Annotated in this window: 9 protein-coding genes; 1 reads left to right on the top strand and 8 read right to left on the bottom strand. The window is 41.4% G+C overall.

The features are described from left to right. Positions 1–20: 20 nt before the first annotated feature. Entirely contained in the window at positions 21–314 is a 294-nt protein-coding gene (locus AC0IWT_RS02230; RefSeq protein WP_471795802.1) for an EamA family transporter, read from the bottom strand. A 226-nt stretch (positions 315–540) separates the two neighbouring features. On the opposite strand from AC0IWT_RS02230, the gene AC0IWT_RS02225 reads away from it, so the two are divergent. After that, the gene (locus tag AC0IWT_RS02225) at positions 541–2,415 is read left to right on the top strand and encodes a carboxypeptidase regulatory-like domain-containing protein (protein WP_471795801.1); all 1,875 of its coding nucleotides are present in this window, start codon (positions 541–543) and stop codon (positions 2,413–2,415) included. A 307-nt stretch (positions 2,416–2,722) separates the two neighbouring features. Here the strand turns inward: AC0IWT_RS02225 and AC0IWT_RS02220 are convergent, their stop codons facing one another. The 7 genes from AC0IWT_RS02220 to AC0IWT_RS02190 all read right to left on the bottom strand — a co-directional run bounded on the left by AC0IWT_RS02220 (position 2,723) and on the right by AC0IWT_RS02190 (position 14,594). Beyond that, complete coding sequence (locus AC0IWT_RS02220) at positions 2,723–3,871, bottom strand: FAD-dependent monooxygenase (RefSeq protein ID WP_471795800.1); 1,149 nt, start codon at positions 3,869–3,871, stop codon at positions 2,723–2,725. Positions 3,872–3,915: 44 nt separating this feature from the next. After that, positions 3,916–4,752 (bottom strand): helix-turn-helix domain-containing protein, encoded by an 837-nt coding sequence (locus AC0IWT_RS02215; protein ID WP_471795799.1) that lies wholly within the window; start codon positions 4,750–4,752, stop codon positions 3,916–3,918. A gap of 293 nt (positions 4,753–5,045) precedes the next feature. Beyond that, a complete protein-coding gene (locus AC0IWT_RS02210) occupies positions 5,046–6,923 on the bottom strand; it encodes a beta-galactosidase (RefSeq protein WP_471795798.1) in 1,878 nt (625 codons plus the stop codon). Positions 6,924–7,200: 277 nt separating this feature from the next. Further along, positions 7,201–9,765: a family 20 glycosylhydrolase gene (locus AC0IWT_RS02205; protein WP_471795797.1), complete on the bottom strand. Its 2,565-nt coding sequence runs from the start codon at positions 9,763–9,765 to the stop codon at positions 7,201–7,203. A 15-nt stretch (positions 9,766–9,780) separates the two neighbouring features. Continuing rightward, a complete protein-coding gene (locus tag AC0IWT_RS02200) occupies positions 9,781–10,962 on the bottom strand; it encodes an AGE family epimerase/isomerase (RefSeq protein WP_471795796.1) in 1,182 nt (393 codons plus the stop codon). A 6-nt stretch (positions 10,963–10,968) separates the two neighbouring features. Further along, positions 10,969–13,041, bottom strand: a complete 2,073-nt coding sequence (locus AC0IWT_RS02195) for a GDSL-type esterase/lipase family protein (protein WP_471795795.1) — start codon at positions 13,039–13,041, stop codon at positions 10,969–10,971. Positions 13,042–13,046: 5 nt separating this feature from the next. Next, entirely contained in the window at positions 13,047–14,594 is a 1,548-nt protein-coding gene (locus AC0IWT_RS02190) for an exo-alpha-sialidase (protein ID WP_471795794.1), read from the bottom strand. Between the last annotated feature and the right edge of the window lie 4 nt (positions 14,595–14,598).

Here is a 14,598-nt window from a genome sequence, read left to right as displayed (position 1 = left end):
AAAAAATTCATTTTCACAATCTAAGGTTTAAATTTCAAAATCCCTGTCCCTATTGATAGCGCCTTATAGGAGAACAGCGTAGATAGCGAAGTAAAGATTCCTGCAGCAATTAAGAAAATCCAGGCATTTCGATCAATTGATTTCCATGAATTAAAATTACCCTGATAAACCACGACTCCCCAGGTTATTAAAAGTATCAAAACCGCCTGAATGGCAAAGGCCAAACTGGGGTCGACGCTTTTTAAACCTGCCTTAGTTAGCACAATGACCAGTGCTGCCGAAATTGCGGCCAGTACCGCCCATATAATCCACATAGTATTTCTTTTTGACTAGAAACAACAGAATGGCAAAATGGATTGTAACATTAGCAACAGAACCGCATTATTATTGGTGTTCTAGATTTAAAAGTTAAGAAAACGCGCTATTCAAGACAGTGCATTCCAAGGTATTCCCGTCCCCAGCAGTTAACCGACAGTTCAATTAGATCATTTGCTATCTATTCGTTATTCATTATATTTGGGCAACTACACATTAACGCTCATGATTTCGCTTTACTCAAGACTTCCCCACAGGATAACCCTCAACCTATTTGTTATCCTCATAATACTCTTCACCGGATGCAAGAAAAAAGATCAAGCTGTAAATAAGGGCTCGCTCAGCGGCGTTGTGACCAATGAATACGGAAACATTATAAAGAATGCATCGGTCACGATAAACACCAGCCCCCAGGTCAAAGTGATTACCGATGACCAGGGAAGTTTTTTCATTGATTACATTCCGGTTGGTAGCTATACCCTGCTCGTTTCGGCAGACCACTACCTTTCCTCAAACGGAACAGTTGCAGTTGCTAAAGACATGAGCACAAAATATGATTTCAAATTAAAGCAAGGCGAATCAAATTTAGAAATAAGTACCGACAGGAGTGAAGTTAACAACCTAGCCTCAAATTTAGACATCACAATCAATGGCAATGGTGCCTGGATGGCCGCCAGCAATTCCGAATGGGTAACTTTTATCAACCCGACAGGAGGCGGATCCGGAAAACTTACCTTACTTATCGCTGAAAACAAAGGTTTAGCAACTCGCACAGCAGAAATATTAGTCAGCTCCGGCACAATTACCCGCAAGCTAACCATCATCCAGGACTTTGGGATACAACTGGTTTCCTCCACAGCCACAATGCCTCTGTCGGACTCAGTCACCGTAATGTTTAATAAACCCATTTCCCTGATAAGCCTGCGCTCAAAATACGAACTATGTCAAACCGAAATGAAATGGCGGTATATCGAAGGAAACAAAGGGATCAAATTTAGCTATGCCTGCGGACGCCTGGGCGGATCCTACCCATTTAGTATTTCAGTAACAGACAGTAAAGGACAAACCGTTGGAAGCGATTTCACCATCAATTATTTTAGCGGTAAAATGGAATTCCCAGAGCAAAGCAACAGCTACTTACAAAGTTATTTCATAACCGATGACAACAAGACACTATGGGTATCCACATTTGACGGCAATAAGATCTATGAATTCAATTTAGAAGACTTTTCCATCCGCAATCAATACACCATGGATTTCCCCGTACGGCAGATCGTATTCAACCCGTATAACAAACTCATATACATTGCCAACCTCACCCCAAATCTGTATGTCATGAATCCATCAAACGGTAAAATCATAAAAACGATCCCAATGGATACCCTACCTGAAGATATGCAAGTCCGGCCGGAGAACCTAGTTAGGGACCTGGTATTTACCAAAAGTGGTATTGGAGTGATGATTACCCAATCCTACTATAGCAGCGGTTGGGCGTGGCGAATAATCGACAGCTCAAAAGGGGATAAAATGTACTCTCATCCATTAAGGAAACAAAACGATCAATATGGAAAAGTATTTCCAAATGCGGACCAAACGAAAGTCTACATGAAGGAATATACCAGTAACGCTACAATCCTGATCGATGGGAAAGACCTCTCTACCAAAACCATTGGGATGCCCGTTCATGGTGCGTTGAGCATGCTGGTGAGTAATAAAAACGACGCTAACATATGGTATATGCAGACCTATGAACAATATGTACATAATCCCACGACAGGTTACTTAAGCAAAATATCCTATTTACCTCACGGAGGTCTGGGTGATTTTGTTTACCGCAAAGGTGCAGATGAAACGATGTATATTTTCGACGCCGATTACAACCTGCAAATCCTGGATTACAAAACGGGAAACACCAAGCTAAAGTTTAAAGCCATGCAAGGTGTATCCTCTTTTCCCATAACAAGTACAGACGGCAAATATTTGGTTGTGTTTAATAACAGGTGGATTTACAAATTCGATGCAAAGATGTTTTGGGCAGAAGACTGGCAAGGGGCGAGTAAAATTTCAGTTGCGAAGCCCCGTTCCAGTTTCACCCGCTAAAATTATTTAGATTATTGACTTCGAGAAAACATCTCAACCATTCATAGCCATAACAAGCCTCAGAATTGACTGAGGCTTCAAAAATTTCATCAGGGAATTTTTGCGAGCGCAGCCAAACCCAAAGTTAACCCATAATATCGAAACCTTTACCTACAGATCCATCAACTTCACGGTAATGCTCCATCTTGGCTCCATTAATGACTTATAAATCTGCTTTTTTACACCAAGCTCATCATAACATAATCTAATAGGAAGCAACATCATCTGTAAATTGCGCGTATTGCTGCAGAGTGTCCCATAAAAACATCTATAGAGAAATCCCGTTTTCCCACATTGCCATCACCTCCTGCTCAGTGGCTGGTAGCAACTTATCCAGATTCTGCACCGCCTCCGCCTGCACTTCTTCGATGAAGGGTCTTAAACCCATATTGTAATGATCAAAAGCAGATTGAAAATCATCCGGAAACAGCACAAATGCATCAGCAAGCGCCGTTGCACCAATAATCGCCAGCGAGCCGCCCATCCCCGCTGCCGGAGATGCGCAGTAACCTGCATCGCCTACCAGTGCCACCCTACCCCTTGTCCAGGAGGGCATTTTAATCTGAGCAAACTTATCAAAGTAGAACGAAGAGCCGTTTAGCAGCTCATTCTGAAGCTCAGCGGCACGCCAGCCCATGCCCTGCATTTGCAGCGATACAATTTCCTTCAACCGCGACTGCTCCCGAAAATCGTAGCTGATCTCATGGGCTGTCCTAAAGGTAAAGAGGACATCGGTCTTATTACTGTGGGCATAGAGTGCAGCGCCCCGGTTGGGCTCGGCATACATTTGATAAGTACCATTTTCGACCAGCAGCTTGTCCACAACCGCTATCGAAAAATACTGCCCAAGAAAATGGGCATACTCAGATTCCGGACCAAACCATATTTTCCTGACCACGGAGTGTATCCCATCACAGCCAAAAACATATTCATAGTCATCGCTGGAGCCGTCTTTAAACGATACCTCCAGCTTATTTTCCGTTTCACAGAGCGCAGCGATGCTGTTATTGAACCTGAATTCCACAACATTTTTTATCTGCTCATACATCATAAAGAGCAACTCATCTCTTTCGATCTCAAACTCATCATCAGGTAATTCTTCCCCAGGCTGCCTGAACACCATGCTATGGCCCGTCTTATCATCAGCATTTTTAAACTCCCATTTTTCTGGTCCAATCCTCAGTTTTTTTATTGCTTCAAAGAGGCCCATCCTTCTGACTATATCTACAGTCTGACCTTTGATATCCACCGGTGTGCCTCCTTTTTTGAGTTCAGCACCCAGCTCGACTAGAGTCACCTTGTATCCCAATTCATTCATCCAATATGCCGTGGTGAGGCCGGCAAAGCTTGCACCTGAGATCAATATTCTTTTATTTGATTCCATTTTTCTTTCCATTAATAAGGCCGCAAAGTGCATTTCTTAAGATTTAAAAAAAATGAGTAATCAGGGTAATTATTGGACTAATCGAGGTTTTTCTTACGAAAGGCTTTCGCCGAAGTCCCCGTTACTTTGGAGAACAATCTTGAAAAATAAGGGTAATCAGCGTACCCCAGCTCAAAGGCAATTTCCTTTACCGACTTGTCGGTATGATAAAGCAGCCTTTTGGCCGCTAGTATGATTTTCTCCTGAATATGGTAAGAAACCGGATAACCCGTACTGCCCTTGACGCACTCATTCAGATAGGGGGTAGAAATATTTAGCATCGCAGCATACTCATTTGGCCGTTTTAGCGTGAGGTAGTTTTCATCAAGCAATTTCCTAAAATCCTTGGCCACCAGCTCAAATCGAGACAAACTTTCTGCTGATCCTTTTACGGTTAAAAGTTGCGAAAGCAGATACCCAACCAGCGTATTACTGCTGTCCCGCAAGAGCGGATAATACAGCTTACTATTTTTTTGCCGATAAAAATTCAGGCAAAGGGTAAAGCTGGTCGCAATTACCAGATTGACTTCTGCTTTCAGTGAGAATGGCGCGACAGGGTTAAGCTCCTCAAGCAAGATAAGATACGCTGAATTGAGCCATTCGCTGGTAAGAGATAGTGAGCTTACCACGATATCATCGATATCCAACATTCGATGCACCTGGTCCGGATGCAGATACACTACCGCAGGCGCGGCAATATGATAGATTTTAAAATCGATTTCCATCACAACCTTGCCTCTTTCTAATATATGAAAAGTGTAACCTTCATCCCGGTGAGCCTGTGAGGCTTCTTCGGCCTGAAGCGCCGTCGCAAAGTAAGTCTTATCAATACTGTTGGTGTCGACGGAAATACCAGAATTCGAGGTATTGAACATTGTATTAATGGGTATTCTGGCTCTATTCTTTCGCATAAGTCATGATCACAAATCTAGTTATAAAGATACATCAGAAAAATTGCTTGTATTTGTAGAGGAAGCAAAAAGGGTCACTTTGGATCTCAGATCAGCAATCAATAAAAAGTGTCTACCGAACAAATAAATTTACTCAATCCCTTCCGTCCATTCATCGTATCGAACGGTGAAAGAATTACAACAAGTTTATTTCTGCTTACACAAGTGAGCCAGCTGCAGGTGATCAACCCACCGTTTGAATTTAGAAATTTGATATTCTAACGAAGTTCATCCAAAACAGGTTCCAAAATAGAGTTTATGGATTTATGCATTACACCGTTCTTCTGTTCAAAAATCACGATGTCGTTCTTCCCTGGCTTCAACCAGCAACCTGGAACATATAAGGTTTGTTGTGGGCCAACGCTCCAATATCGACCAATATTTACGCCATTGACGAAAACTGTTCCCTTACCCCAATCACGCATATCTAAAAAGGTATCTCCAGTTTTTGTCAGCGTGAAGCTTCCCTGATAAAGTGCCGGCCTACCAGCAACTGCTGAATTTTTTTCGACCTTAAGATCAGGTACTACATCCATCGGCAGCCTATACATATCCCAGTTTCCGGTAATTGTCTCACCATTTATGACAACGGGAGAAATAATTCCTTTTGTGCTGTTGACGATTTTCGCTCCATAATTTATTCTACCCATATTTTCGACAATAATATCAAGCGTTGCATTAAAAGGGATATCAATGTCACAGTTATACTTTTGATAGTAACTGTTTAGTTCGGCAACCTTGGTGCCGTTTACATAAACAATGGCATAATCCCGCAATCCAGTTAATTCCAGCTTTCCACTTATTGGTTGCTTAAATTTCTTACTGTACCAGACATAACCATTACCTTGATTCAATTCCTCGAACGTTAAAGGCTTTTCGTCATTAACGGGCCTGATCTTTTTCTTAATATCTTCTAAATCTACTGCTTTTGTTAAAGCAATATTTGAAATGGCAATAACAGGTATTTTCGATGGCATTGTGGGTGTTCCAGCCGTTTTAAGCAAATTACGCAAAGCGATATATTTTTCGGTTGCCCAGCCTGCTTCGCTAATTGGCGCATCATAATCATAGCTTGTTAAATCCGGCTGAATATCGTGCTTGTTATCATAATTCGCTCCGGATGTAAAACCAAAGTTTGTACCACCATGAACCATGTAATAATTGAAAGACACCTTTCCATCTAAATATCTTTGAGTTTGCTTTATCACGCTCTCTGTAGAAACTTTTTGAAAAGGTTCAGCCCAGTGATCTAACCAGCCAGGGTAAAATTCGGCCACCATATATGGCCCCTTACCTCCATTATACTTGTTTACTACTTCTTTCAATTTAGCGACATCGTCTTCGCCATTAGCCGTTGGCAGCGCACCAGCGAGCGCACCACCCTCAAAAAGCCAGCTACCGTCTGAGGTGAAAAATGGGACATTAAAGCCAACATCTTTTAACTGCTGAAATACTGCGGCACTGTACTTTTTATGTTGTTCTAGCGGGATGTCCTTTCTTTGGGAAACGTATGAGCCAAATTCATTTTCGCCCTGAACCATGATAATTGGACCTCCATTAGTAACCAGAAGGTTTTTGACTTGACCATACAGGGCGGTGAAATAGGCTTTAGTAGCAGAAAGGTATTGCTGGTTATCTCCCCTGATAAGCATTCCGGGAACTTTTTGTAGAAACCAAGGGTAGCCGCCAAATTCCCACTCTGCACATACATAAGGCCCTGGACGAAGGATTACAAACAGCCCTTCTTCTTGTGCAGTTTTAATGTACTCAGCAATATTTTTATTATCTGATTTGAAATCCCAAACTCCCGGGGCAGTTTCATGGTAATTCCAGAAGACGTAGGTTGCCACTGCGTTTAAACCCATTGCCTTCATCATTTTTAAACGATTACGCCAATAGGGTTTTGGAATTCGGGCATAATGCATTTCGCCGCTATGAATTTGAATGGGCTTTCCGTCCAACATAAAATTACCATCCCGTATCTCGAAATCATGTGACTGCTGTTTTTTCACCGCTTGTGCTTTAACATTTATGCAGAAACCCAGAAATACAATAAATAAAGCGACGCCAGTGTCTGAAATTTGTTTTCTTTTCATCTATCAAATATTGATTATTAAAATTTATTTGTCATACTTCCCAGATGACAGAAGAGCTTTGTTAATATTTTAAATTCATTATCACCAACGTTACCGGAAAGTACAACATTGTTAAATATGGCAATTATCCAAGGTCATTTCGGGCAATTGTTTAGACCGTTGTGCAAAGGGAGATTCTAAGTCCAATCGCAGACGTAATTTATCCTAATTAAATGTTTTATCGAATGAAACTATAAAGTTGTTGTCCGGACCTTACAATCTGAACTGCTCAAAGGACCTACAACTCAACGCAAGTAAACATCCATTTCTCAGGATTATTCCAATTTTTACCAGCAAATTTTCCTATTGGTGCTTTTATAAGTATTGAGTTCCAGCCTTTGCGCAATTTTACTGGTGTTGCGTTTCTGTATTCATAACCCTCATCTGCTAGCGGCATTTCAAGGTTTCCCTCTTGTCCTGCATGTCTCCAGATTGGTGGTGGAATTAATTCACCGTTAATCCATAATTGAGACTGATGATTATCCCAGTGGCCAAGTGGCGGTGTATCTGTGGCTTGCGACCTTGAAAAATTATTAAACCCGATCCAAAAATTTGCCACTCGGTCGCTGTCCGACCAAATTTTACGACTTGCATACCACGTTGTATTTTCTTTTGGAGCTTTCAATGTGCCCAAAATTTTTGGTGCCCACCAGTGACGTAAAACAATTGTTCCTCCATAAGCTGATTGACGTGGGATATTAGACTTAAACCCCCTGCGTTCAGGAGCGAATTCCTTGTTAAGCTGCCCCTCGTTGTTATAGGGGCCATAAAGCTGCCATTGAATTGCTGACTGTTTTACGTAAGGAAATGGCAAAGAACTGAAAAAACTTTTCTTGTGGTCCATTAGCCGACCTTCAAACTCACTAAACTGTTTAAAGGCTTGTTCGCCGTTTAAATTAGCATTTGCGACCCATTGCTTGTATCCACCCCCAAGCCAGCAGCGCTCCGCAAAAGCGAGCATTGCGGGAAAAACACCATTCATTGTAATTAGGTCTTCCTGTTGAGCAACAGCTCTGTCTGGCCAGAGGCAAAGGGTTGCACCAAGTGCTTGTTGATTGCCTTTGTCTACTCCGGCGAGCTGCCTGTCAAAGATAGTTACAACACTTTCCAAAGGGTCCATGTGATTTAGGTACAAATGACGGGAGTCTATGAACTGAATTTTATTTTGATTAGATGTCACTGCTGCATCATCCATCCAAAGCTGACGAATTGTTGAGGGCGAAAAATTTCCCCCTGGTTCCCATCCTATAATCTTTTTATTCCGCGAGCTGAGGAAGTTCGAAACGGCGGGAAGAAAGTTGTTATTGGTAATTTTGACTTCGTCTGCGCCGATGTGGATATATGGCAAATCGTAGGTATCGCAGATCTCCTTCAGCATAGTTTTTGTTACAGCTAAACCCGAATCACTTTGCATCTTTATATTCAAGGCTCTTGAAAAGGCGGCACTATGGCCGGGCATATCGATTTCTGGTACCAAAAGTATATGCCTCGCTTTGCAGTAATTGATAAGGTCTTTGATTTCGCTTTGAGTGTAGTACATCCCTTTATTTCGTTCCATGAACTGTGGACGGGTTAACTCAGGATATCGCTTAATTTCGAGACGCCATGCTACATCTTCTGTTAAATGCAGGTGAAAAACATTTAACTTATAGAAAGCCATCTTATCAATCTGCGTTTTTAAAAGAGCAATTGACTGATAATTTCTACCGACATCAACCATATAGCCGCGCCATTTGAAAGCGGGTGAATCCTCAATATCTACTGCCTGAACAACTTCACCGTCTCGTGCCAGCTGGGTTAAAGTTTGGATGCCATAGTATAGGCCTGCTTTGCCTGCCGCGGTTATCGAAATCCGCTCAGTCGAAGCCTGCAATCTGTATGCTTCAGGGTCGGCACTATATCCCTCGTCAATTAACAGTTGTATGTAAGCTTGCGCGGATGCTTCTAACTTTCTAGTCAGATGGACAATCAGTCCTGCTTTGCCCAACTGTTCTTTCAGCGCTTCTGCCTCCGCCAAGAGTGAATCAGCCGGATATTGAATATATTTTAATTTATATAGCGGAAATTGACCGTTCTTTCTTGTTAATTGTCTTGGAAATGGAATTAAGGCGGCCTCCGGCTCCAAATCAAACAGATATGGATAAATCAAATGTTTCCACATGGCATAACCCTCACCCATTAAATGCAAACCATCGTTGGTAAACTCAGCTTTCAGCTTACCTTTCGCGTCTGTAAAATAGGGATAGAGGCTTAAAAATGTACATCCGGATTCCGCAGCAACTTGACGCAATTTGAGATTTAGTTTAATTACAGAATCTCCTTTATCTGTATGACCAGTAAATGTTTTAAAACTATTATTCACGGGAAGTAGACTTTGGATAAAAATTTTTGTTCCGGAGGTGTTCTCTTTAAGGTATTTAACAATTAGCGAGATGTTGAAGTAAATGCTATCGACGGATGTTCCTTTCGCCAGATCGTTAATTCCAATCATCAAAAAAATTTTCTGTGGATGCCGCTTTGCAATTTCGGGCATGCGGTTTAATATGCCTGCACTGGTTTCTCCACTTATGCCAAAATTCAAAACATTTATATTTCTGAACAAAGCCGACCATTCACCACCATCGGTGAGGCTGTCTCCAACAAAAAGTATCGGGTTTTTTACCACTGGGAGCAGCTGAAACTGAGAGCTCTTTTGCCAGTAATAAGTTGGAAAATCATTCTTATTGTAAGATGGCAAAATGACTTGAGTAAATCCTTTGGCCGATAAAAGCACAAAGAAAACAACGACTATATACTTTAACATTTAATTCTACCGTTTTTAATACCCCAAACCTTTTAATAATTGCGAACAGTACCATTCCTGCCGGGGCAGATGAAACGGTCCTTTAAAAAGATTTCCTTTAGCGGTTTGTGCCAATGAGCCGTCGCGGTGCAAATATCCGAACCATTCTCCATTTTTTTTATCATGGAATTTTTCATAAGAATAATCATGAACAAGCTTATGCCAGCGGGCATACTTTTCATTGCCAGTGAGGGTGTAAGCCAGTAGGGTAGCAATAATGGTTTCATTGTGCGGCCACCAAAATTTCATATCCTGCCAATATTCTTGCACGGGCTTACCATATATATCTCTAAAATAATAAATCCCACCATACTCTTCATCCCAGCCTCTTTCCCACATATAATCAAGCATATTGCAGCCCAGCTGAATTAGTTCAGGGTCGTTGTTGCGGTATTTTGCCTCATGGAGAATGAACCACGCGCCCTCTATTGCATGTCCGGGATTCAAGGTACGTCCATCAATGTGGTCAATGATTGAGCCATCGAGAGCTACTTGTTCCATCACGCACTGTATGTCATCCTTGACAAAGTACCGTTTAATTTCTTCAATCCAGATAGCGATCCATTCATCACACCTCGGGTCTCCAATAGTTTCGCGTAATTGTTGGGCTGTATTCATCATAATCATGGGAACGCCAATTCCCCGTGATGGTCGCGTATTAGTAAACTTTGGAGGAAGCAATCCTGGAGTAATCGAATAGTCTATACATTTTCCAAAAAGAAACCTTGCTTTCTCAGCGGCGAGCTTATCGCCACTTGCTTTTGCATAGGCCGCGTTGGCGATTACGGCAAAAGTTTCTGAAAAATAATAGCGCCTTTTGCGTATGGGCTGGCCATTACGGGTCACGTGAAAAAACATTTGTCCATCAGTATCAAAACAATGGTTATTTAAAAAATCGATACCCGATTTCGCTCCCTCTAGCCATTCGTGTTTGAGCTCAACGGTATTGCAAAGTGTAGAAAGCATCCACGCGCCACGGCCTTGGATCCAAACTGCTTTGTCATCATCAATCAAGCTTCCATCCTGATCTCGCATAAAAAGATAACCACCATATTCTTCATCGATCGATCTGGGAAACCAAAATGGTATCGTATTATTTAGTAGCTGGTTTTTATAAAATATAGAGAGCCCCTTCAGTTCTCCGTTCGTGTAGCTCATAATAATTTATTTTATAGTAATGGAAAATGTTGAAGCTGGAAGACCAGCATCATTCACTAAATTTGCTCTTGTAAATGGTTGCCAGGCGTATAAAACCTTCGCTATTTGTAGACCAGCAGGAACCACCAAATGAACCTCATTTTTTAAAATACTGGCTTTTACGCTCAGGTGATTACCTTTGTCATCCTCAATCTCGAACCCTCGTAAGACCAAACCACCACTAGCTTTTAATGCTCTAGCATTATTAAAAATGATGATGATGGTGTTTTCCTTTTTGATGGCCTTTAGCGCCACCGGGCCACTGGCTATAATATTATGGTGATATGTATTTTTAGAGGCCAGTAAAGCTAATCGCTCGCCAACTTCTTTTTTATGTATAGGATGAACATTTAGCGAATCGCCTAAATCAAAACTCACCGCCATTGCTGCATTGGGAATGACGGACTGCATTTTTCGCTGCGCATCTCTAAAATAAGGCCAAGAGGGCCGATCGATGGCTGAAAGCTGAACATAATAAAAAGGAAGATCAGCATTCCATTTTTCACGCCAACTTTTAACTAAAATCGGGAACTCATGATTAAAAAGTTCTACATTATGTGCATTGCTCTCACCCTGATACCAGATTACCCCTTTAATGGGGAAATCCGTTAAATTTGCAATCCCAGCTTCGAAATTATAAGCAGGTTCGTAAGGATGCCTTTGTTTTGAGTTGGTCGCATTTTTAAGATTAGCGTCTGCCCTGCCCCTGGCCCATTCCTGAATAAAATCCGATTTTCGCCAGTTACCCAATAAATCAACGAGTAAATCATCGTGTTCTATTGTTTTTCTATCTATCCAGGATTCAAGGGTAGACCCACCGACAGCCATTTGAATTAAGCCAATGGGAATATTTTCTTCCATAGCTAGTTTTTCTCCAAAATAATAAGCGACGGCAGAAAAATCGGCCAGGGAAGATTGATCCAATCTAGCCCAAGTCCCGGAAAAATATTTCAGTGCATTTATACTATCCAATATTGTTTTATCCCAGGATACATTATCGGTTTCCACCAGTGGATTGAATTTCAAAAGCCTTATAGGAAGTTTTTTATTTAAACTATTTAGGGTCGCTTTACCAGTGAGGGAGGATCTTAGAGGGAAAGCCATATTTGACTGACCAGAACAGAGCCAAACATCTCCAATTAGCACGTCATGCAAGAGTATTGTCTTTTGATCAGAAACAACCTTAATTTGATAAGGTCCGCCAAAATTCATTGAGTGAAACTTAACGCACCATTTACCATTTAAATTTGTTGTCGTACGCAGAGTGGTATTATTAAACTCAACCTCGATACGGTCGCCTGCATTCCCAGTGCCATAAATGGGTATTGGCATACCGCGCTGAAGAACCATGTGACTGGCAAATAATTTATTAATGCTAAAGCCTCCAAAATTGCCAGTGAGATGTTCAAACACGGTTTTTGCAATAATGCCAGCGCCGGTAACATCCGGGTGAAGGTTATCTGCAAAAAGTTCTGGACGATTGCCCAATGCAGAATGAAGGTCTATGCAATCCAACCGGTTTGCTTTTGCAATCTGTAAAATTTTTTCCTGAACCTGCCAGTACCAATCCCGGGTGCCTGATTTAAACCTCGAATGCCCGCTAAAAATAGGCGAGAGCCTGCAAATGTAAATTTTAAGCTGAGGATTTCCTCGCTTCAAACTGTCAATGAGCCATTGGTAATCAGCTTTAAAGTCATCTTTATAGTTGGGCCAGTTCCTAGGGTCGGTATCATTTAACCCGAGTGCAATAATGGCAACATCCGCATGAAACTTTATTGCCTGGGCAAATTCTTCATTTTTATAGTAAGGGTTGTGGCCTTTCTTTAAAAGCGTTGCGCCGCTATGTCCAAAATTGCCAACCTTATAGTTATCGCCTAGCAGCTGTTGCAATTGGGCCGGATAGGATTCACTTTTTGGATTAGCCAGCAAATAGCCCGCCGTAACGGAATTTCCAATGCAGGCAACTTTTATTTTTTGTGAAAATGCGTTGTAGCTGCTTATGAAAATTAGACAAGCAATTATTTTGAAAAAATTTCTCATTTTGTTTACTTGACAATCTCGCTTACCGGAATACGAACGAAGTATAAATCTTTGGCTCCTTCATAAAAGAAACCGACTGTTTTATCATCCACCATCGTTAATGAAGAATAACCAAAAAACCTGCGCTCATCGATCAAAAGTTCATTTCTTTTCTTCCAGGATTCTCCTAAGTCTAAGCTTGATTTTATCGTTAAATTATATCGATCAGACTGCGTGTTATCGTTTCCAAAAAATACAACATCTTTCTGTGTGCCTTTGATGCTAACTTTTGATTTAATGAAACTCGCCATGCATACCGGATCTTGCAATTCCTTATAAGAGGTGTGGTGTTCAGTCCAGGTCTTGCCCATGTCGGTCGTGGTTGCCACACTTCTAAAGCGCCCTCGGTTATCCCTCATATTTAACATGAGCGTACCTGGCTGGGTTTCTATGAGCTGGGCTTCTGTTGTATTTGCTTTGGGACCATATTCTGTTTTCCAGCTATTACCGTGGTCAGCACTATATACCAGTGTAGAATGGGGCATGGCGTTTTCGTCCCAATATTGTGCTGCAAAAACAATCTTGCCATCGCTCATGGCAATACCACTACCTGGACCATTAAAAAAAAGATTCCATTTCGGGTTCTTAGTAGTAGAGGTTATGCTTTTTGGTGAAGACCAGGAAAGTCCATCATTATCGCTGTTAACCAACACTAATTGCCCGGTTATATCTTCTGACAAGCCTGGTTTCGAACCTGCTATAGAACGATTCCCCTTGCTCCAAAGAGCAATTACCCATATTTTTTTGGTTACGGGATCAAAAAGTACGGCTGGGTCACCCACCCCGTTGTTTTCATTTGGTTCGCCCATATCCATGATGACTTTCATGGGTTCCCAGGTTCTTCCTCCATTGGTACTTCTACTCAAGCCAACATCAATATTGCCTGGTAAATCTTTTGAACTTTGATAACGGACATCATAGACAGCAATAAGTGTACCTCTATCAGTCGTTACTATGCCTGGTATTCTGTATGTATTTACCCCATTATCACCACCCCTCAGCACTGCTACGCCTATCCTTTTTAAATAGCCGCTACCCTCTTCAGTAACCTGATATGTTTTAGCTGCGCTGTCTTCCAGGTGTTTTATATGAAACTCGACTTTGGAATCGATATCTGCATTTTCTTTTAGTTTGGCGCTAAACCATATGTAGTTTATGCCGGGGCTAAAAACCAAATTTATTGGCAGATTAAGATTTGTAGAGCCTGGACTGATTGAACTCAATTTGTTTTTTGTTGAAAAAAAGGGTTCATTAGCAGTAGAGAAAACGTCAATCCTTTCAATCTGGCGTAACCCGTCCGGATTTAACAAGGCAGTTATACTTTTAAAAGTGATAAACTTTTCACCGGCAGGAATATAAATCCTTAACGAAAGCAACTCATTTGCTTCCATTCCTTTTAGCACAGGGATTACTGAGGAGGATGCGGTAATTGTTACCCCCACTGATGAAAAACTCTTCAATGCAAAAAGTGTAATTGTAGCGAGCACGAATAAGTTTCTTTTTATCTGTTGCATGTTT

The sequence above is a fragment of the Pedobacter sp. AC464 genome, assembly GCF_979253075.1.
Note: the sequence above shows the minus strand (reverse complement) of the source record. Positions and strands in the feature narration are given on the sequence as shown.